22 protein-coding genes are annotated in these 19,293 nt (G+C 54.0%); 4 read left to right on the top strand and 18 right to left on the bottom strand.

The window, feature by feature from the left end; all coding sequences use genetic code 11:
* Window positions 1-310: 310 nt before the first annotated feature.
* Window positions 311-1,633, top strand: coding sequence for a tyrosine-type recombinase/integrase (locus ACSOSP_RS38630; protein WP_455314276.1), 1,323 nt, complete (start codon window positions 311-313; stop codon window positions 1,631-1,633).
* 576 nt (window positions 1,634-2,209) lie between these two features.
* On the top strand, window positions 2,210-3,298 hold the full coding sequence (locus ACSOSP_RS38625) for a hypothetical protein (RefSeq protein WP_455314275.1): 1,089 nt from the start codon (window positions 2,210-2,212) through the stop codon (window positions 3,296-3,298).
* A 45-nt stretch (window positions 3,299-3,343) separates the two neighbouring features.
* Here the strand turns inward: ACSOSP_RS38625 and ACSOSP_RS38620 are convergent, their stop codons facing one another.
* The 18 genes from ACSOSP_RS38620 to ACSOSP_RS38535 form a co-directional block, all read right to left on the bottom strand.
* The gene (locus ACSOSP_RS38620) at window positions 3,344-3,931 is read right to left on the bottom strand and encodes a recombinase family protein (RefSeq protein WP_455314274.1); all 588 of its coding nucleotides are present in this window, start codon (window positions 3,929-3,931) and stop codon (window positions 3,344-3,346) included.
* Between the two features lie 3 nt (window positions 3,932-3,934).
* Window positions 3,935-4,249, bottom strand: coding sequence for a hypothetical protein (locus ACSOSP_RS38615; RefSeq protein ID WP_455314273.1), 315 nt, complete (start codon window positions 4,247-4,249; stop codon window positions 3,935-3,937).
* Window positions 4,250-4,995: 746 nt separating this feature from the next.
* Entirely contained in the window at window positions 4,996-5,895 is a 900-nt protein-coding gene (locus tag ACSOSP_RS38610; protein WP_455314272.1) for a hypothetical protein, read from the bottom strand.
* A gap of 21 nt (window positions 5,896-5,916) precedes the next feature.
* Window positions 5,917-7,212 (bottom strand): hypothetical protein, encoded by a 1,296-nt coding sequence (locus ACSOSP_RS38605; RefSeq protein ID WP_455314271.1) that lies wholly within the window; start codon window positions 7,210-7,212, stop codon window positions 5,917-5,919.
* Entirely contained in the window at window positions 7,205-7,801 is a 597-nt protein-coding gene (locus ACSOSP_RS38600) for a terminase small subunit-like protein (protein WP_455314270.1), read from the bottom strand. Before ACSOSP_RS38600 ends, ACSOSP_RS38605 begins: the two co-directional genes overlap by 8 nt.
* Window positions 7,802-7,862: 61 nt before the next feature.
* Entirely contained in the window at window positions 7,863-8,072 is a 210-nt protein-coding gene (locus ACSOSP_RS38595) for a hypothetical protein (protein ID WP_455314269.1), read from the bottom strand.
* A gap of 2 nt (window positions 8,073-8,074) precedes the next feature.
* Entirely contained in the window at window positions 8,075-8,275 is a 201-nt protein-coding gene (locus ACSOSP_RS38590) for a hypothetical protein (protein WP_455314268.1), read from the bottom strand.
* A gap of 256 nt (window positions 8,276-8,531) precedes the next feature.
* The gene (locus ACSOSP_RS38585; RefSeq protein ID WP_455314267.1) at window positions 8,532-8,723 is read right to left on the bottom strand and encodes a hypothetical protein; all 192 of its coding nucleotides are present in this window, start codon (window positions 8,721-8,723) and stop codon (window positions 8,532-8,534) included.
* A 48-nt stretch (window positions 8,724-8,771) separates the two neighbouring features.
* Complete coding sequence (locus tag ACSOSP_RS38580; RefSeq protein ID WP_455314266.1) at window positions 8,772-9,503, bottom strand: phage baseplate protein; 732 nt, start codon at window positions 9,501-9,503, stop codon at window positions 8,772-8,774.
* Window positions 9,500-10,759, bottom strand: a complete 1,260-nt coding sequence (locus tag ACSOSP_RS38575; protein WP_455314265.1) for a hypothetical protein — start codon at window positions 10,757-10,759, stop codon at window positions 9,500-9,502. Before ACSOSP_RS38575 ends, ACSOSP_RS38580 begins: the two co-directional genes overlap by 4 nt.
* A gap of 1 nt (window position 10,760) precedes the next feature.
* Entirely contained in the window at window positions 10,761-12,755 is a 1,995-nt protein-coding gene (locus tag ACSOSP_RS38570) for a hypothetical protein (protein WP_455314264.1), read from the bottom strand.
* A gap of 92 nt (window positions 12,756-12,847) precedes the next feature.
* Window positions 12,848-13,162: a hypothetical protein gene (locus ACSOSP_RS38565; protein ID WP_455314263.1), complete on the bottom strand. Its 315-nt coding sequence runs from the start codon at window positions 13,160-13,162 to the stop codon at window positions 12,848-12,850.
* Between the two features lie 435 nt (window positions 13,163-13,597).
* Window positions 13,598-14,041 carry a hypothetical protein gene (locus ACSOSP_RS38560; RefSeq protein ID WP_455314262.1) on the bottom strand — a complete coding sequence of 148 codons (444 nt, stop codon included), beginning with the start codon at window positions 14,039-14,041 and terminating at the stop codon, window positions 13,598-13,600.
* 2 nt (window positions 14,042-14,043) lie between these two features.
* On the bottom strand, window positions 14,044-14,421 hold the full coding sequence (locus ACSOSP_RS38555) for a hypothetical protein (protein WP_455314261.1): 378 nt from the start codon (window positions 14,419-14,421) through the stop codon (window positions 14,044-14,046).
* 13 nt (window positions 14,422-14,434) lie between these two features.
* Window positions 14,435-14,656, bottom strand: coding sequence for a terminase small subunit-like protein (locus tag ACSOSP_RS38550; protein ID WP_455314260.1), 222 nt, complete (start codon window positions 14,654-14,656; stop codon window positions 14,435-14,437).
* Between the two features lie 259 nt (window positions 14,657-14,915).
* Complete coding sequence (locus ACSOSP_RS38545) at window positions 14,916-16,571, bottom strand: hypothetical protein (protein ID WP_455314259.1); 1,656 nt, start codon at window positions 16,569-16,571, stop codon at window positions 14,916-14,918.
* Between the two features lie 155 nt (window positions 16,572-16,726).
* On the bottom strand, window positions 16,727-16,972 hold the full coding sequence (locus ACSOSP_RS38540) for a hypothetical protein (protein WP_455314258.1): 246 nt from the start codon (window positions 16,970-16,972) through the stop codon (window positions 16,727-16,729).
* 416 nt (window positions 16,973-17,388) lie between these two features.
* Window positions 17,389-17,853, bottom strand: a complete 465-nt coding sequence (locus ACSOSP_RS38535; protein ID WP_455314257.1) for a hypothetical protein — start codon at window positions 17,851-17,853, stop codon at window positions 17,389-17,391.
* A 788-nt stretch (window positions 17,854-18,641) separates the two neighbouring features.
* On the opposite strand from ACSOSP_RS38535, the gene ACSOSP_RS38530 reads away from it, so the two are divergent.
* Together ACSOSP_RS38530 and ACSOSP_RS38525 are read left to right on the top strand one after the other, a co-directional pair.
* A complete protein-coding gene (locus ACSOSP_RS38530; RefSeq protein ID WP_455314256.1) occupies window positions 18,642-18,947 on the top strand; it encodes a hypothetical protein in 306 nt (101 codons plus the stop codon).
* 94 nt (window positions 18,948-19,041) lie between these two features.
* A complete protein-coding gene (locus ACSOSP_RS38525; RefSeq protein WP_455314254.1) occupies window positions 19,042-19,293 on the top strand; it encodes a hypothetical protein in 252 nt (83 codons plus the stop codon).

Here is a 19,293-nt window from a genome sequence, read left to right as displayed (position 1 = left end):
CGGCGGATTTTCAAGTCGGCCGCCGCTTTTCGTAAATATGGGGTCCGGACGGCGTTCGCGTTCATAATAAGATTCCTCGATGAACAGGGAGACGGCCATGCATCAAGACGTTGAAGTTGGCGACTACCTTCTGACTATAAACGTTCTTCACCGCTCGTTGTTTTCCGGTTCCGCACTGCAAAACCCCTGAAAATCCCCGCCCCGTAAGGCTATAATGGAATCGGTCGCTCGGTTACATATCGATGCCGCTCGTTCAAAGCCTGCCAATGTGTACAGGGAAATGTACAGGGAAAATATCAGGAGAATCGCAATGCCTGCCCTAACAGAACTAGGTCTCAAAGCCATTAAATCCGACTCAGACGGCCTGTCGCTGGCTGACGGTGAAGGCTTGACTGGCGTGGTGCGCGTCGGCACTGCGGGGCGCATATCTGTCAGTTTTGCGTACGCCTATCGGTTCAACGGCGCACGTCGAGAAATCAGTTGCGGCAGTTGGCCGAAGAAATCGTTGAAAACTATTCGGAAGGCCCGCAATGACGCGCGTGCGTTGCTCGACAGTGGTGATGATCCCGCTGAGCGCAAGAAGATCGAAAAGCTAGAAAAGCGTGTCGCCACCAAGGCGAAGGTATCAAAGCTCGAAGATCAGCTTGACCGCCCGACCGTGAGCATGCTGTTCAAGCAGTGGGAAAAAGCGGTACTTACTGGCCGGAAAGACGGCGGCCTAGAAACGTCCCGCAGTGTCCGCAAGGACGTGCTGCCTGCCCTTGGTAGTCGTTTCGCCGCCGATATCAAGAAGGCTGACCTAATGGCCGTCCTTGATATCGTGAAAGCCAGAGGTGCGCCGATGTTGGCAAATCGGTTGCTGGCCGAATGCAAACAGATGTTCAATTTCGCACTCGACCGCGAGATAGTCACAGTCAACCCAGCCGCTAGCATCACCAAGGCCAAGGTAGGCGGCAAGGACACTATCCGCACTCGCGTTCTAAGTGAAAAAGATATCCGCGCGTTGCCTGCCGTACTTGCGGCAAGTGGGCTGATGACCGCCACGCAGCACATTATCTGGACCCTGCTCGCCACGAGCGCACGCATCGGTGAACTATGCTCGGCCCGCCGTATTGACATTGATATTGATGCGGGTACGTGGCGCATTCCGGCTGAGAACGCGAAGAACAAACACGAGCACATGGTTTATCTTTCGGCTTTCGCCGTTGAACACATGAAGGCCCTGCTCGACTGCTCGACTTCCAATGAATGGTTGCTTTCGGCAGCGAACGGCAAGAACCATTTGGGTCCAAAGGGTATTACAAAGCAGATTGCCGACCGGCAACTCAAGTTTTATAACCGCACGGCTCATAGTGGGCGCTCTACCGATGAAAACTCGTTGGTAATCGGACATGAAAAGTGGGGGCCGCACGACCTACGAAGGTCTAGCGCGACGCTCATGCAAAAGCTAGGCATCCTGCCGCCGGTCATTGAAGCCTGCCTTAATCACGTTGAACCGAACCGGATGAAGCGTGTGTATCAACATCACGACTACGAAGTCGAACAGCGTGAAGCATGGACGGCACTAGGCCAGAAATTGAAGGCGCTGACGACTAACAACGTGTTGACAATGCCGGGTGTTGCCAACCAATAACAGCCGTCTGCACTCGATTCGTGATTGGTGTATTCTGGCGTTTGCAGTATCGGGAACGGAGTCCCACCAGTAAAAGTATTCGCCCTTGCAACGGGGGTAATAGGGCTCCGTTCCGGCAAGCGCCCCATGGGCAGTGTCGCCGGTCGTTATTTTTTGGACGACCATATTATGACCATCGCATTCAAGAATCGTGACGGCACACCCGCCGTTCTCAACACCTCACCCACCGCTGTAATCACACCCGCGCCAACGCCGAACAAGCCAGCTAAATCGTGTGGGAAGACACGCGTTCGCACCTACGGACCCGTTAGGCCCGCAGCACCACTAATCGACTTGAACCAGCCGGGCAGGCTCCACGTTTGCAATTTGTTGGCGCTTTATGGGTTGAAAAGCACCAGTAGGCTGTACGAGAAAATCGGGTTAAAACAAATCCCAAGCCCCGATGGCCGGGACGGTCGCCGCCCTTTCTGGAAAACCAGCACGATTCGTCAGCATCTGGAAAGTTAGGTAACGAAAACGATTGGAATTGCGCGTCACCTACCGGGTTATGGTGAGCCTTTACGGGAGCGCGCATGAATGATCGTTTTACCCTACGTGGCGGGTACACGACCGACGGGCAAAGTGAGTTGTGGCGGGCGCGGGGGTGCTATGCTGGCGGGCAAAAAACGGGGGCATGCAATGAAATCCGATCTTCAAAAATTTGGCTTGGTGCTGCTCACGCTGCTGGCGGCGGTTTGGTTTATCAATGCCGCAATGCCATGGATTGATACTCACCAACTGCTCATAGGCAGCGTAGTGGCTGGCAGCGTCGCCATAACGGTGGGACTTCTGACGTACAACGGCGTCAAGTTATCCCAAGTGGAAGCGGCAAATCGTTTGCGGGATGAACTCGAACATTCCCGTCAAGAGTCAGAGAAAGACCGGTTGCACGCGGCCAATGAGGCGCACTTAGAACGGCTCCGCACGATGCGCCGGGAGGTCTATCTCGATGCGGCGGCGCAACTGTTTCACATGCAAAATCATATCAATCAACTCCCCAATATCAAACTGGGAGTGGATAACGGCACCGATGGTATGAAGCCCTTTCAAATCGCCGTGGAGCGGGTTGCAATTGTCGCAGAGGCCCAAACCGTCACCATGGCAAGGCAACTCTCGTATGACTTCGCTATCCTCATTGTAGAGGCTATGCGGTTCCTAACGCCTGCTTTGATTCGCAAGGGCAACGCGGAGGTTCGACAGCAACAAGTGGACGCGGCAATGCGAGAGATGGACCGCATCATGGGTCTAATGCGTAACCACACAGAGAACAACATACAAGACCCAGTTCGTTACAGCGCCTTGGAGCAAGGCTACCATGCCCAAGACAGGCTTCGGGAACGCGCACAGACAGAATTGGAAGCGGCAAACGCGGACGTGCTAGCGGCTACACAACAGTACGTGACGTTCCTACGGGAACGCATGATGCGTTTGATGAGACAGGTTCATCAACTACTAGCGGCCATCCGTGCAGAGCTAGGCTTAGTCACGAATGAGGATGCATTGCAGGCCCAAACCAATCAAATGATTGTCGAAACCCAAGAGCTAATCGAAAGGGTAATACCTGCTGCTAATGCGAACCCGCCTAACCCTGCGCCCGATAACGTGAACCCAGACGCGCCCGCGTAGCTCATGCAAGCACAGAGTGCACGCAATCAATTGCGTGGGCGATGCTCAGGCGGGAACGGCGGCGTTGTCACGTACCCGCATGATCACCTGCCTGCTGGTGTTATAGGTCTTGGCTACTGCATAGACGGTTGCACCTTGACCCAGCAGGGTCAGCACTTCCTGTTGTTGCTCGCCCGACAGTACGGACGGCCTACCCAACACTTTGCCTTCGGACTTAGCACGCTGTAGACCGGCCTGTGTGCGTTCGATAATGAGGTCGCGTTCAAACTGTGCCACTGCCGCCAGCACACCCATGGTCATCTTGCCCGCGCTGCTAGTCAGGTCCACACCACCAAGGGCTAGGCAGTGCACGCGCACGCCACCGGCCTCTAGTGCCTGCACGGTCTGCTGTACGTCAATGCTATTGCGGCCTAGCCGGTCCAACTTGGTCACGATTAGCACGTCGCCTGATTCCAGCCGTTCTAACAGCTTGATGAACCCCGGTCGTGCCTCGGCGGCGGTGCTACCGCTGATGTTCTCGCACACCACCCGTGAAGGCTGTACGTCGAATCCTGCGGCCTTGATTTCCTGAATCTGATTCTTGGTCTGTTGATCGGCGGTGGACACACGGCAATAGGCGAAAGTGCGGCTCATGGCTTACTCCTTTGCCTTGGGTTCATCCTGTTCAACATACTTCACCTTTAGAGCAACGGGCTTCACTGGTTCCTTCTCGACATACTTGATCTTCAAGACTTGAACTTCTTTCTTCGGTTGTTCAACGTGCTTAACAGTGAGTTGCACAGGCTCTTGCGGTTCCTTCTCTACATACTTGACGTTCAAAACCCTGACTTCCTTCTTGGGCTTTTCCGCGTATTTGACATTCAATACTTGGACTTCCTTCTTGGCCTTCTCAACCAGCTTGATACCCAGTGCAACCGGTGGTTCGGGTTTTTTCGTGAATGTGACGGTCATGTCTCACTCCATTGGGTTGCGTACTCACGTACATGTGTACGAATACGTCTCTGTAGTTTAGTACCTGTACGAAATTATACAAGGCTATTTTTATTACGCATCGACCGGGACCACCGTGCATGAGTACGCATATGGTCGTTTCCGTACCTATGGCGAACGCGCGCACATGCTGGCGGTGGCGTCGCTCAAAATTTTCTGGCGCGCACGCACGGGAAACGCTGAACAATCCGGGGTTTCGTGTACGAATGACGTACATGCATGTGCAAGTACCACAGTAGCTCTCAGGCGCTACCGCTATCTTTAACGATGTTATTGCCGGTGAAATTGCCCTTCTGGGATTCGAGTGCAAGGAGGAAAACTGTTTGCACTGTGTATGTCTTTTATGGCGTTTGCAGGTACTTAACTGCCTTATGCGTGCTATTGGCTTGGTACTTCAAAATCTCTCTCGCCGCTGCGCGGCCCCGCCGATTTTTTATCATTTTGGGCTGTTTATGGGGCTTTTAAGGGGCTATCCGTGGACCAGCCGATGGACGCGTGCAATTGATTGCGCAGCATCTACGGGCACAGCATCGACACCGCTCGTAGTTCGCTGATCGCCTTACCGGCTGTACTCCAGTAAAAGCGTTCACCCTCGCACCGGCATACCAAGGTCTTGCCCGATGGCAGCACGTGTAGGTAGCCGACGAAGCACAGGTCTTGAGCTACGTCATATACGGTACTGACTATGGCGTGTTGTTTGATTTCTTCTATTGAGAGCATGTCTCTCTCCATTGGACGTCAAGGTCAAAATCTCTTTGTCCCGCGACTTTTTTGTCCAAATACCTTGTTTTAGCGGGTTTTACGAGCCTTTCTGAGATGGCACGCGGCGGGTGTCCGGGTGCTGCACAATTGATTGCCAGTGCCACGGTAACGCCGTGTGATCTAAGAGTTTCGCCCAACTGCCCGCGTGTCATGCTGGAAATTCGCTTGCGGCTTTTCTTGGGCTTGCCCTGCCCCGGCTCGCCTTCGAATTCGTAGGCGTTCATACGTCTTTCCCAATCCAAAATAAATAGCCGCGCGGGCTCTTGATAACCCCGCTGTGCCCCGCACATAGGTAGCATGGCTGGCCCTTCTGCCTTGGTGGGCTGGTTATGGCAGGGTAAGGCAGGTGAGGTATGGTCGGGTTTGGTACGGTGTGGCCTGTCACGGTGGGGTAAGGTCTGGTGTGGCACAAGCTGTACAACGGAAGGGGCGGCCTCATGGTCGTCCTTTTCTTTTTCTACGGCGGCCAGCACGGGCGTTACAACCGTTTCCCTGCGCATGCCGGACGCTACACGGCTTACGGTGCTTATAGGTAAATGCATGGCCTGCGCGATAGTCTTGGTTGTTTGACCCGCAGTTATGCGTGCCCTGACTTCTTCAACAATCGTCGGAGCCAGCACCCATTTTTGCCGCCCCGCTGCCGTGATGACGCATTCCATGTTTGGCCTGTTGCTCATCGGCCCTTTTGCTAAAGACGCTGGCTTTACGGCTTTCTTTGGCTTATCGGGCACTGGCGGCAAAGACTGACTCATGCCGGTAGTCCACGGCGCTATGGGCGGTCCATCGAACTGTGCAGCACGCGCTCGCTGCACCGACTGCACGATAAACATACGAGTCCCATCCATAGGTACTCCTAATCCTGTAGGTCAAATGAGCAGCGGTTGCTCGCCTTCCAGCGCCACCAAAATTCCGTAGAAAACGGCGTCGGCTAGGTCATCCGCTCTCTTATATGCAAGCTTGTCGCCCAAGCTGAAGGACGTAACCTGACTAACCAAATGATTTCGGCTAATGCCTTTGTATTCGGTCACCTTGTCGAACGCGTACGCCGACAACTTCACGCGCCCTTGAAATACAGGACCACTCGCCAGCGATGCCCGCCCACTCTTTCCGATTGCGGTCAGGTCACCGGGTATTGCCACTGTCGGCCAGCCTGCTTTCTCTCCGTGCTGGAGCAACATGGTGCCGCTGGCCTTGTCTTCGATGTACACGCCAATCGAGCCATAACGGGCCTTGCACTGCTTCGTTAGTTTTTCGAGTTGCTGAAAGATGGACGGCAACCAATTGACTTGGGTATCACTGGTAATCTGCTCTATCGACCAATCCAGCACAGTCAATGGCGCACCTGCTCCATATTTATTGACTGCCCAAAAAACGACTGCCGTCCCGTCATTTGACGCCCCATCTTTAACCGCTGTATCTACCGTCGCAAAGACGGCTTCACAATGCTGCGGGTACTCCACGCCATGGCCGTCTACCAGCAGCGAAGGAAGTTTGATTAGCGACTCGCCGGACCAACTAACAAACAGCGCTTCATATTCCTGCGCATACACCAGCGGAGGATACTGCTTTTTTAGCGCTGCTACTGCATCGGCATTAAGTAGCGGATTCGAGGAAGTGGGCTTATGAAATTCTTTCCACACGACCGGCCATTTTCCAGATGGTTGCTTGATAGTGCAGCATCTGTAAAAGAAGCTTTCTTCGTCAGTACCCAGCGGCGTACCGGCAATATAGGCATCGCCATTGCGGTCTAGCAAGGTCGGTGCGATGGATAGATTGAAAATATTTTCGAGGTCAGGAACAAGCGACGCCTCGTCAATCAGCGCCCGGTGATACCACCGGCTACGTCCTGCATGTTCATCCTGGAGCGTCCACATTTCGATGCTGCCGCCCGTAATCAACTCAATCATCATGTCGGTCTTATTAGACGACTTGATAGCCGGTTTTAGCGTCGATACGATGGATTGGTAAACGGGCTGTGCACGCGTCAGGTCAGGGAAGAAAAACCCGATACGTTCCCCACGTAAAGCCGCATTCTCTGCAATGACTTCGAGCAGCGCAGTTTTCCCGAAGCGACGACCAATACGCAATACCGTGCGTTTTGCCAAGCCCGCGTACACCTCACGCTGACCTGCATGCAATGGCATCAAACGAATGTCAGCCATTGCCCGCTTCCCCGGTGCTGCGCTCGTCGCTGCCCTCAGTGGCCTTGGTGGCTCCGCCTACGATCTTCAGAACCGGCTGCCCCGCTGGTACGTATGGCGCGGCTCCCGCTGCTGGCGCTACGTCGGGGCTATTGATGATGTTGAGCGTGACTGCCTGCCCTTCCTCGCCAATGCCTGCGTACTCAGCTAGACCCCGCTGAAGCACCCATTTGATGTTATCGGCCTTCTGTTTCGCGGCTGTCAGACGGTCGGCGGCACTAACCTTTTCATAGCCTTTGATTGCCTCATCGGGCAGGCTCACCAGTTCATCGGCAAGGCCATGCAAGCGGATTGCCTGCGCGGTCTTGAACTGGTCGGCAAGTTGGTCATCAACCAACATACGGCGGCGTACAGTAGCCGGGTGAGGCATACCCTGATGACGACATGCTTTTGATAAATCTTCGCCCGCTGCGACGAACTCAAAGAGCCGTGCGTAGGTATCAGCGCTATAGCCTAAATTCGTGATTTTCTTGCGCGAACGCTTGGCCTTAACCGGTCCTTTCGGTTCAGGCTTATGCCCTTGCTGCTTTCCAATAATCTTTACGGCCACGGTTCACCCCAATAATCATGTGGTGGCCTCCGTGCCGGTTGGTCTTCGGTGCTGCTAGTTACTATTTCCTGCGTTCCTTCAAAAGCGCTCTTAACTCTGCCGCTGCCGATTCAAGCCAGTACGCCGCGCATGAGATATTGGCGTCTGCTTCTTCGCCTTCGCGTGCGCGTTGAACCAATTTAAGAACACCAAGGGCCGTCCCTTGCACGTTAGCAAGGTGCTGATCACGACTTCTATAGCGCCCTTCGAATGTCGCTTCAGTCACGATCATGATTACGCTCCCTGCGCGTCATCAAGCAAGCGCGCGATTTCGACGGCAGTTACTTCGGTATTGTCCGCGTACCACTTCAAACCTGAAGGCGTGTGCATGGCGACTTCGCAGAGAATTCGCAAATTCTGTTCGCCCACGATCACCACCACGCTACCCATGCGTCTTGCAGATTGCGCGATACTCAGCACGCTTTCTTTTCGCACTTCACCCCTCCTGCTTCACGCCCGGTTTGACTGCCACGGGTTCGTCCTGCTGCTCTCCTGGCTGATCATCAGGCACACCAAGCGACGCACGATAAAGTTCTACCAGTGCGTCCAGTGCCTGCATTTCACGGGCTATCATTTGCGGAGTCTGGTCGCGTGGCGCTGCGGCGTTAATGCGCCTGTGGGCTATGGCTAGCTGTTGCTCACGAAAAGACAGAACCGCTGTTTCAATACCACTCGTATTCACAATTCCCCCCTAACTTTTGACTGCCGAACCCGGCACGTTCGTCGGCGTAAGGTCTCGCACAACCTGCCCGCCCGGAACAGCAGGCGTTGAAGGGCTGGTCGCGGGTGTGCGGTCGTACTGCTGGCTGGCCGTGCCCGCATAATGCTTCGCTGAATCCGAACCCGAATTGAGATTGTTACGTCCACTTGCTGCGTCTGCCATGATGTTTTCTCCATGTGTAGTACTGCCAAAAGATACGATCACGAAAATCTATACTATCGGGGTTCCAGTATCACCACTGCCGGTCTGCACCCCGCCGTGCAAGTGCGAGGACACCGGAATACCATTCGCTGTTACTTCGTGAATAACGGTCACGGGTCCCTGAATTGTGGCGGGGTAACCCCCTGCATTCGTGCCCTGAGTCATCTCGCCGTCTAGCACGATGTTCGGTGCCGTTAGCGTGATCGAAGTCGGGGCGCTCATGCTGATGGCGCTGCCGTTCATCGTGATACTAGTGCTGCCGATAGTCGCGGTGATGGTAGTCGGATGCAGGACAATCGTGGCCCCGCTATTGGTGTCCCGCAAAGTCACACCATTCGGCCCGTAGATCACCACGGCTTGTCCGTCCACTGCCTGCCAATGCGCATTACCAATCGGCTGGAAATACAGGGCTTCCAGATTACCCGGCTGGCTCAGGTCGGGCGGACTACTGGCTTGACCACTGGTAAATCCCACCGGACATGCCACGGGAACCACATAGCCTTTATCTTTCGGCTGAATTGGATAACGCACGTACTCAGGGCCGAATAACGGGACTGTGATTTGTGGCAAGGTCCACACTGAAGGCGCAATATCGAACGCTACAGTAATCAGCGAGCCTGTAGCGCTTATGACATGGCATGGAAGGGCCTTGCCCAGCAACTGCATGGCATCGCCAATCTGCGTGCGCACGCCCACCGGCAAGGTCGATACCAACGGGGTGCGTAAAAAGCTGATGCTCATGACGCGCTCCCATTGGTGAAGCCAAACGAATTTCCTGACGTGCTCTTATACACATACGGGACGGACGACAGTAACGGGCTAGTGGTCGGTTGCGCGAACGCCAGTTCATACGAACTTATCCAACTAAGACCGCTTGGTGAGCGACTGTCTCCCAAATGCCGGGTCTTGGTTACGAGTGCGGTTCCCTGAAACGCACTATTGCCTTTGTATGGGCTGTTGCTGGCATTGCCTATAACAAGCGGACTAGCGCCGCCATTGGGCGAACCGAAAGCGCCGGTCGTGCCAAGGCTTGACGGTAACTTTACGAACGATCCCGTGGTGATATCACCCCTCATGGCTGTCACTGCCTGCACCTTACCCGGCGCGCTCCAATTCGGTTGCCCAACGAGGTCTTGAAAACTGATTTCTATTGGCTCGGTTTGAGTCGAAAAATCCTGCACTACCAGCGTTCCGCCTTCCAGCACAATCGTCACTCCCTGATATGTCGGGTTAGTGGATTGGGCGTAGACGGTACTTGCAGGGTTCGGCCCTGCAATCACGCTTTTGCTGGTCTGATTCACGAACACGGCAAATTGGTGAAGGTCTTGAAAATACGCTGTTTTCGGAACAGCGCTTGCCCACATCAACGCGTTGCTAATTGCCATTTTTATCGACACCTGAGGAAAGGCCGTTTGCAGGGTGTCGGTAATGGCGGCGGCCATGCTTTGGCCTGCGCTCCACGAAAATATCAAGTTAGCAGGCGTGTTGCCGGTGACCGGTTGCATGGCGGACGCGGAACCGCTGGCATTACTGTAATCGGCGCTGCTGCCACCCGGCGCAAGGTATAAGGTTAGGCTCTGATCGGTATTCACCCACTCGCCCACCGCCTGCAATACTTGTCCTGCTGCCAGCAAACCAGACTGCTGCGGACTCGCCAGCGGCAAGCCCCGACTCATTCCGCCGATGACGCTGATGAACATGCCGTTCAAATCGGCGGCCTGTGCGACCATCGCCAACGGCACGCCATGGATTCGCACGAACGGTTTAGCGTGGGCATCTGGGCTGTGCAACGGCGTGGACGTGATATCTAACTCACAACGTAGTGCAGCGGGATTTGATCCACCCAGCGTGTACGGATTCGCGCCAGCATTCAGGCTGGAAAAGGTCACGGCACTTTGATCATCCGAAAACGTGAAAGCCGTTCCGTAAGAACCGGGATTCGGCACTAGCACCTGACTAGTGGCCGGATTAACAAGCGTGATCGCGTAGTACCTCATGCTATTGCGCGAGTTGCGCTCCTGTTATCTGTACGTCATGACCGGGTGGCGCGGTCACGCTAAGCGATACGTTAGCTTGAGGTTGCTGCGTCGAGTTGAGGGTGCGTGCCGGTGCAACGGGCGTAGCGAATCGTGCGCCACCGCCCTCACTGAGAAAATCGCCAATCATGCCGAACCCGCGTTTAAGCCGATCTGTCAGACCCTCGGTGATCGCCTGTTGATCGTCCTGCACCATCGTTTTTTGCTGGGCATTAAGTGCTTTCGCATCGATGCTATCCATCGGCAAAATTCGGGGGTCGTTCTGCGCATCAACTTCTTTCGCGGCCTTCAAGGCCTTGGGGTCGTTAAAAGGGTTGTGCCCACCGCTAAGGTCGATACCTTGCTTCTCTAGCTTGTCGAGATACCGGCTAGTCTCTCCTGACTTCTGGAATTCCGAAATGTGGTCACGCCACTTGTCGCCATATTTTTGAATATCCTTATCGAGTCCAGCAAAGCCGTCAAACGCTGCCGCTGCCTTACCCCAATCACCGTATTTCTTATGCAGGTCAGCTAGATAACGTGCAGCACCTACCTCGCTTGAATATTCGCTGGTGCGATCTACACCGTATGCATCAGCGGTCGGTTTATCGAACTGAAATGCACCCAGCACGTTGGGGTTGTTCGGGTTGATCAAGTTGCTGCCGCCAGACGATTCGATGTTCTCATCGGCCTGCAACAAGCCCCGTGGCAGGCTCCAAATATTTTCCAGCGCCGCCATATGCTTGGCCTTGTCCGGGTCCGATACAAAGCCCGGTTGCCCTGCCACCGTGTCAGCACCGGCGTCATCGAACGGATTTCGAAGACCATGGGCCTGTAGCCACTGGCCCACTACCTGAGCACCTTCACGAATGCGCCCGGGATAGTCACCCGGCGCTGCGTGCGGAATAGCCGTGCCGGGTGGTGTCGGATTGTCGCCAGCATCGGCAAGTTCTTTAACCGTCTTTGCCGTGTTATCAAGAAGGCTAACGGCTAGGTCGGTCGCTGCGGTACTCCACGCGTCCAGGTGTGGAGCAAGCATCAGAATATCGCGGTTCCATGCCCGTTCAATATCAGCCCATTTTTGAGCCTGATCCTGTTTGAACTTCGTGGCGGCTTCACCTTCCTGTTCGGTATAACCGACTTTCGGCCAGTCCCGTTCATACTGGTCATGGGCCTTATCGAGGTCGCCTTTATCAAATGCGTCTGCCAGTAGACGAAGCTGGTCAGGGTTCTCATCGGGAAAGAATGCTTGCGCCTGTGCTACTGCAAATTGTGGGCTAGTCTTTTCCCACGCGCTGTACAATTTTGCCTCGCCCTGCGCCTTCTTCCACGCAAGCTCTGCGGCATCCAGCGTTGCGAGGTCTTGTGCAGATACACCAGCATTCAGGAAGGGCAGTTGTTTGGTCGGGTCGGCCTTTGCATTGGCGGCTTCTTCGAGTGCATCACGACCAAGGCCATAAGGCTCACCAGCAATCCCGAATTCTTTTTCTTTGCCCAGGTGCAAACCGAGTTGACGACTAATTTTATAGTCACCGGCCACGCTACTTGCAGCGCCAGCGGTCGCACCATAAAGCGAAGCAGCAAGACCACCACCAGCGGCAAACAGACCAAGTAAGCCCATGCCACCATTTCTGACAATACCGGTCAATCCACGGTTCGCTTTTTCGATTTCCCGGCTTATGCCTCGCCAACTACGTTCTGTCTCTGCTGCATCCTTTTTCACGCGCGTGAATACGCCCGATGTGGGGTTACTGAACTTGCTGTCAGTGGCCTTGTGTACGAGGTCGCTAAACGTTTCCTCCACATGATCAAATGCGTTACCTAATTCTTTAACGCCGCGATTTGTACCAGCCCATGCACCGTTTTGTTTTTCTAGCTCGCCCTGCCAGTTGTGGAAAGACGTGATGAAAGAATCCCAGGCATCAGTGTCCACCGGTATACGGACGATTCCGACATTTCCGCCACTGCCTTCAGCCATGCTTTACCCCTAGTGATTCTGCGCAATTGATTGCGTGACCATATGCATTACTAATCTGTTTGACTATCGCTCCATCGGTGCGATGCTCGCATTTAATGCAGAGTCTGGCCTTCGCCTTCTGCCATGGCAGTAGCTATGCGCCAACCTTCGGCCTCGGCTAAATGATCCTCGATACGCTCTGTGATCTTCTCAGCTACGGCGTTTAACGGTGCTAATGCTGCTTCGTTTTCCGCTGCTAACGCGGCGGCTCTTTGAACGCAATTAAGCGCTGCTCGCAGCATGGTAACCACGTTCTGCTCCACCGCCTCCCCTACGCCATGTGCCCGGTAGAGCGCACGGACACGCGGCCCCGCGATATCAATGGCGGCATCCATAAGCGCACAAATCTGAACAGTATCGATTGTCATTTCAGCCTCCGCACGCCTTTCGGAATGCATCGGTTTCAGCCCGTGTCTTTCGCTTGAATTCTGTAAGCGATAGGCGCTTGTTCTTTGGCTTCGGACGGCCAGTTACTGAAGGAAGCTTGCTTCGGTCTTGCTGGGTTTTGCTGGCTGCTGTAGTCATGCTCCTGCTCCTTGCTGCTCTGTCCGCTTTTTGCGGTGATAGGTGTTGATTCGCGCTAGTACCGTTTCGCGGTTTTTCTGGTAATACTCGGAGCACCGCTCTAACACTTCATCGTGGTGTTCCCTATAGAACTTCTGAGCTAATTCCCGCCTGCATCGCTTGCAACGATTTTCCAAATGATCACGAGTGCTGGCACATCGATGATATTCAGTGAGGGGCAAATCGCATTGGCAAAGTTTGCAGGTTTTCAGAAGTGCGGACATGTCGTCACCATCGGCCTAAAGAATCACCGGAATTCGAACCGGGGCACCGCCGATTGATCTCGTCAGCATCGGAGGCGCGGTGTATTGGCCCATCCAGCTACGTTTTTGACCATAAAAACTAGTCTGTTCTCGCCCGCTACGGTCCCGTTCAACTACAGGACGCAGCGTCGGTGACTGGTGCGCCTGCTCGAAAATCGCAGCTTTCACTAGTTGTTCCGTCCGAGCAAATACATCGGCTGGCGAACGCGTTGTGTCGGCGCGAACACTGGCAGGTGCATACGCTGGCAGGGTGCGCTGCATCTGCCGAATCAGTGAGCGGCGAAATGCGTCAGGCGACTCGGCATCATTCTTGCAAATTTGAACTAGCCCCAAGGGCAGGCCAGCGACCTGAATAGGCACTGAGAATTCTTCGGCAATGCGCTCATACTCCGCCGTAATTCTCGGGTCTTGACGTTGCACGATTAAATCTCCTGGCAGGTGTATTTACCGGATGCCACCATGGCTTGGGTTGCGCGCCACTGGTCCTCAAAAGCTGCGGCCTCTGCTGGAGTCGGTGGCTGTTTGCAAATTCGAAGCATCTGGTAAGCAGGACCCGTGAATGGCTTCATCCATGTGCTGGCTTTGGTCGCGCCCGGCTCAAGCTCAAAGGTACGAACCGGTCTCCCGCTGTCGTCGTGATTGGTGATCATTTTGAGACCGCCACCGGTCGAATCGGCGCGCACCGCGTCCGCAATTTGCTCATCCACACTGCGAGTGTTTTTTAGCCACTCGCGGCCACGCGGGGAATCGGCCATAAAAGGCTCGCCGCCACGGCATGAATATTCTGCAAAAACTGGCATTTTTAAATACTCCTCACTTCACATAACGGGCACGGGTTTGCATGCGCAGCGCTTCGCCGTACTTTTCGGCTAGCTCATGGTCATCTACCAACCAAGCGTAGAAGCTGCTTTTGCTCACACCAGCGGCCTCGCAAGAACCACGCACATGGTTACCACTTGCGATGTGATGCAAAATTAAATCGATGGTTGCATCTGGAACCAAACGGCGTGGGATAGCAATGGTTTCATCAATCACGACTCACTCCAAAGACTTATCGGACATACGTCCATATAGGTAGTCTGCGCTTTCGTGGTTCTACATGGGAAGCACTGTTTGTAGTCCTACCTTTAACACCGATGTTCTGATAGTCAAATGTCCTAATCGATATTGCAAATGCGCAGACTCGCCGATAAGAATAGAGCCTCTATGACGGGCTGCTGGTCGTTACCCTCACAACATACCGCCCGCCCCTTACCGTGCCCACCAGCGAATTATGTCCGCGTCCTATACGCCTTCACGCACTCGCGGTTAATTTAACGCCTGCTGCTTTCTTTGCTGCCTCGGCATCTGCTGCCGCCTTGCGTGCCATCGCCTGCGGTAACCAAGCCGCTAACGCCGCTAACTGCGCTTCATGAGACTGTGGCGGTTCGTCATAACCGTAGTCGTCAGCCCATAGCACCCCGGATGCCGCCTCCCCCTCCTGGCTGATCGTGAGACATGTCACTGGCGGGGGTTCCGGTTCCGGTTTGGGTTTGGGGTCAGCCGGTGGCATCAACAGAAGTGCAATTTCTAATTTTTCCGCCGTAAAAGCAGGGCCTGCCAAATATTCATTCAGGGCTGGTGTGGGGATGCCAGCGGCCACCCGGCCACGCCATACCCCAATGTGCGGAATCATCGCTGAGGCACGTTCCACCTGTTCCCACGCGTCGGCAACCGATAGCCGGTTATCTACAGGCGCGGCCTCGTGTGCTGCTTTGAATGCTGCGATATCGGCATGGGCTTTGAGCATCTGTGCTGCCAGCGCGACTTTCTCAGCCGCGTCCGCTAGTTGCTTCTCGTGCCAAGTGACAACCGAACTCAGGTGCGTGATAAAGAACGTCACATCGGGTTCGTGCTTCAGCCAGCCACATTGCGATTCGTCACGTGCGTGCATGGCAAATTTGAACCACGGCACCAACGCGGATCGCAGAAGCGTACTCGGGGTAAAGCCCTTTTCCTCGCCAGCCGCATACAGCTTGTTGCGCGCATCCTTGAGTTTTCGGCAATCCGTCCTGTTCAACGGCATGTACTTGCCTCGCTCCCTCATGAGTTGTTCCCATTCCCGCGCAAAGCTCAGGGGTTGCTTTCCGTTCTTCAGCGGGGTTTTATCAATTTTCGGGGTTTCAAGAACGCTTTCAGGCGAAGCGGTTTTGCTTTTGACTTTGGGGTTGTCTTTCCCTGTCTCGCCTGAAGAATTAATCATGTCTGCTTTTGTGGCAGGCGAAGCGGCCACAGAGTCTAAAAGACTTGTACATGCAACACCTACAGGCAAACCTAAGTCTTTAATCAGGGCTGTTTTGGCGCTTGAGCCGCAGGGCTGTTTTGCCGCTTGAGCCGCAGGGCCAAAACTCCCCGCTGGGCCTTGCTGGGCTTGAGTTTCAGCTTTTAATAGGTGGGCATAATTATGCGAATCCGGCCATCCACTCAAACAGGCGCTGCCTTCGGCCACCAGCGGGCGGATTTGCAGCATGTTGTACGGAGTCTTCATCGTGCATGTGGCAATCAACTTGCGGTCGCGCAAAATCTTTAACCAACCATCAAACTGATCTTCAGTGACCCCGTATTTCTTCGCCCATTTCGCAATAGGTCTTCCCCAGTAATAACTGTTGTCGCTATTTCTTAAATTCTGCACACGCTGGGTTTGCTGCCAGAGGTCGAGAATGTCTTGGTATAACTCGGCGGCTGCGAATGAGATACGGCCTGTAGGAGTGCGGCACAAAGACCGGTAAAGGTCGCGTCGGGCCTGCCATGCACCTTTAGCGGCCATATCGAACGCTGATACTACTTTTAGTCGTGAGGGCGGCGGTGCTTTAGTCTTTTTATCGTCGATACTAGGTTTGTCAAAAGTGGAAGCGCCAGCAATCAATTGCGCAGAAAATGCGGGCAGAAATGCGAGGTCAGACGTACCCATAATAGCCACCATTTAGCTAGGTTATAAAAAATTCACCTACGTCTGTGCTGGTGGCGTTATAATACTTGCCACCATTTAGTATTTTTAATCGCCGCTAAGTCCTTACCCGGACCCGCGGCGTTTTTTTTGCTGCCGTACTGCGGTTATCTTGCTCTTTACGCTGCTTCTTGATCTTCATCGTCCATGGGTTGCCATTCATTGTAGAAGCGCACTACGTCTTTCTTGAATTCCTTGCCGAGGAGGTTGCGGTAGTTATACAAATAATGCGCTACCGCAACCTCGATAGATTGCTGGCGGTTGCACTCGGCGTCTTCACCGGACAGTCTGACGAGTCGATCCAATAACCTCACTGCCTCAGCAGGAAGCTTGGTTTCAATGGTTACGTATTCGACGTTCTTCATTTTGATTCTCCAATAGTTTCTAACGCCTTAAACCGATTCGTTCGCCAATACTTCATTGACATACTTAGTTAACGCGACGCGGACGATTGCGCTAAGGGTTGCGCCCGTGCGTAATTCCACGAGTTTGGCGCGTTGCTTCAATTCGTCGGGGATTCGGATACAAGTTGGTGTTTCAGGGATATTCGGTAATCTGCGCATGATGACTCCTTCAAGAGAGTCTATAGCGTAATACGACGTATATCCCTGTTCAAGAGGCCATTCTAGGTGGCTTATTAATCTAAAAATCAAATCGCATTAAAAACCCGGTAAATCGCACAAAAACACCCCACTACCAGCCTACTACTAGGATGCATATTTATTTTTAAATAAACTTCGAATACCGATAGCTTTGATTAATGGTCCGTGTGAGTGCTGGATTAGCATCCTAATAAGGTCATGAACCCGTTTCTATCTATTTTGTCGATAAGGCCTTTTCCTCTGTATTTATCCAATTTGAGGGCCGCGTCTTCCACAGATTCTGATTGGGTGGATGGTACAAGGCCCTTATTGTAAATAACCGGTGATGGTAGCTTTTCGGAAAAATCCAGAAGTTTGCCTATTTCGGTAATCTCGTTTTTGGTTAGATAAGGCTCGTCCAATATCAGGAATGACTCCACTACACCCAATGCAAATATTTGAGTTGAAGCAAGCAATACAGCGACATAGCGCTTCCCGCTTCCGTCATCCATGACAAAAAAGGAAAGGGATTTCAGTTTGTTAGGGGCAACCACGCTGCGACATGACGTTATCACCCGCTCTACGTTGTCCTGTGCCGTCAAGCCGGTAAATCTCTCTGCAACGGTGGTCTTTTTAACGGCGTCCTTTTCTTTTGCTGGCCTCATTGTGTCTTCTCCACGTGAAGAGAACGTCAAAATACAATAGTAGGTGCAGGGAGCCGTGTTTGCGCAATTGATTGCGCCAGCGACAAGCACCGTTCGATGCGTCGGTGGGGGAACATGCGCTTGTGCGAGCAACTACTTTCCGCTGGCACTCGCCATTGGGTCTAAGTACGATTGCCTTCACACTCAACGGAGGCACTATGACCACGTACAAGGGGCTACAGAATCATGTTCGGGCGACTCATGGGCGAGTCATGCAATCGTGTTGGATCGCCCATGTAAAGGAAATGAACGGCTTGCCACTCAACTCACACCGTATCGGTGCACGCCAGAAACCTTGCCCACCGGAATGGCGGCCTGTGATCGAACGCGCCATGCGCGAACTCGGTTGGCTCTGACTGTGCTGCAATGGTCTGCTGGATGGCGGGCGCGTCCACTGATTTACCTTTGGATACGACCGCTGCATAGTTGGCGGACACGTGACCGTGCGGGGTGAATCGTGATTGATGTAACTTTCGAAGTGACAATGGAACAACAACACGACTTGATGCAAGCCTTGAAGGGGTTCGGTACCGTGCCATTTCAACCGCTCAATAGCGCTACGGGAAACCCGAACAAAATTCGGTGGCGTTGCCGCGTTCCCGAAGACTTTCCGGGAAAGCATCCAGATTGGAAGGTCATCCCGGACTGACGCGCAATTAATTGCGCATCAGGACGATGGAGCACCTAGCATCGCCGGGTGTACAGGTAAACGTACAGGGAAAAACCGCAAAACCAGAGAAGGTGTTCAAATGACAAATCCTGATAGCTTTGACCCTATTGGCTTGCAAGAGAATATTCGGGTTGGCGACTACCTTCTGACTATAAACGTCGAGTCAAAATACGACCCGCCTGATGCAGACAAGGTGATCGGTTTTAACGTTCGCGTGATTGTGACTCGCCATGACGGAACCCCGGTTCACGGCCGGACGCACGCCGAAGATTCCGGAGAAATGACCGGCAATCACGGGCCCTACGTGACGATGGCGGAAGCCATGGCTCACGGCGAGGCGTGGGGCAGGCACTTCGTCGCTCGCGTATTGGGCGGGGCGGTCTAGCTGCCATCGTTTGGTGCTGGCAATGGATGGCGTGCCGACGTCGTCAGTCATAGCCGCTCGCGGCGGTCCCGCGGTTCTGAGGATGGAGGTTTCCATGTGGGAAAGAATAGACTACAGGGGCTTTGAGATCTGGGTGCTGCCGATCCTTGCATATGGACCACCCGCACCGGATACCCCTTACCACTACAACGGGTACGTATGCCGACCCGGTGCAGACCTGCATCATGCCGGGCAACGCACGCAGTTTTATGAGCTCGGTGACGTCTACGACACCGAAGCAAAGGCGCTGGATGCGGCCTATCATGCGGGACGAGAGCTTGTCGACAAGCTGATCGACAACCGCTGA

This window comes from Caballeronia sp. KNU42 (assembly GCF_053760385.1).
The sequence above is the reverse complement of the archived record's forward strand: the minus strand, read 5'-3'. Positions and strand labels throughout refer to the sequence as shown.

Excerpts from the sequence above, each read along its gene's own strand:
- ACSOSP_RS38630 (WP_455314276.1), top strand. The coding sequence starts at position 311 with ATGCCTGCCCTAACAGAACTAGGTCTCAAAGCCATTAAATCCGACTCA.
- ACSOSP_RS38625 (WP_455314275.1), top strand. The coding sequence starts at position 2,210 with ATGATCGTTTTACCCTACGTGGCGGGTACACGACCGACGGGCAAAGTG.
- ACSOSP_RS38620 (WP_455314274.1), bottom strand. The coding sequence starts at position 3,931 with ATGAGCCGCACTTTCGCCTATTGCCGTGTGTCCACCGCCGATCAACAG.
- ACSOSP_RS38615 (WP_455314273.1), bottom strand. The coding sequence starts at position 4,249 with ATGACCGTCACATTCACGAAAAAACCCGAACCACCGGTTGCACTGGGT.
- ACSOSP_RS38610 (WP_455314272.1), bottom strand. The coding sequence starts at position 5,895 with ATGGATGGGACTCGTATGTTTATCGTGCAGTCGGTGCAGCGAGCGCGT.
- ACSOSP_RS38605 (WP_455314271.1), bottom strand. The coding sequence starts at position 7,212 with ATGGCTGACATTCGTTTGATGCCATTGCATGCAGGTCAGCGTGAGGTG.
- ACSOSP_RS38595 (WP_455314269.1), bottom strand. The coding sequence starts at position 8,072 with ATGATCGTGACTGAAGCGACATTCGAAGGGCGCTATAGAAGTCGTGAT.
- ACSOSP_RS38585 (WP_455314267.1), bottom strand. The coding sequence starts at position 8,723 with ATGGCAGACGCAGCAAGTGGACGTAACAATCTCAATTCGGGTTCGGAT.
- ACSOSP_RS38580 (WP_455314266.1), bottom strand. The coding sequence starts at position 9,503 with ATGAGCATCAGCTTTTTACGCACCCCGTTGGTATCGACCTTGCCGGTG.
- ACSOSP_RS38575 (WP_455314265.1), bottom strand. The coding sequence starts at position 10,759 with ATGAGGTACTACGCGATCACGCTTGTTAATCCGGCCACTAGTCAGGTG.
- ACSOSP_RS38570 (WP_455314264.1), bottom strand. The coding sequence starts at position 12,755 with ATGGCTGAAGGCAGTGGCGGAAATGTCGGAATCGTCCGTATACCGGTG.
- ACSOSP_RS38565 (WP_455314263.1), bottom strand. The coding sequence starts at position 13,162 with ATGACAATCGATACTGTTCAGATTTGTGCGCTTATGGATGCCGCCATT.
- ACSOSP_RS38555 (WP_455314261.1), bottom strand. The coding sequence starts at position 14,421 with ATGCCAGTTTTTGCAGAATATTCATGCCGTGGCGGCGAGCCTTTTATG.
- ACSOSP_RS38545 (WP_455314259.1), bottom strand. The coding sequence starts at position 16,571 with ATGGGTACGTCTGACCTCGCATTTCTGCCCGCATTTTCTGCGCAATTG.
- ACSOSP_RS38540 (WP_455314258.1), bottom strand. The coding sequence starts at position 16,972 with ATGAAGAACGTCGAATACGTAACCATTGAAACCAAGCTTCCTGCTGAG.
- ACSOSP_RS38535 (WP_455314257.1), bottom strand. The coding sequence starts at position 17,853 with ATGAGGCCAGCAAAAGAAAAGGACGCCGTTAAAAAGACCACCGTTGCA.
- ACSOSP_RS38530 (WP_455314256.1), top strand. The coding sequence starts at position 18,642 with ATGACAAATCCTGATAGCTTTGACCCTATTGGCTTGCAAGAGAATATT.
- ACSOSP_RS38525 (WP_455314254.1), top strand. The coding sequence starts at position 19,042 with ATGTGGGAAAGAATAGACTACAGGGGCTTTGAGATCTGGGTGCTGCCG.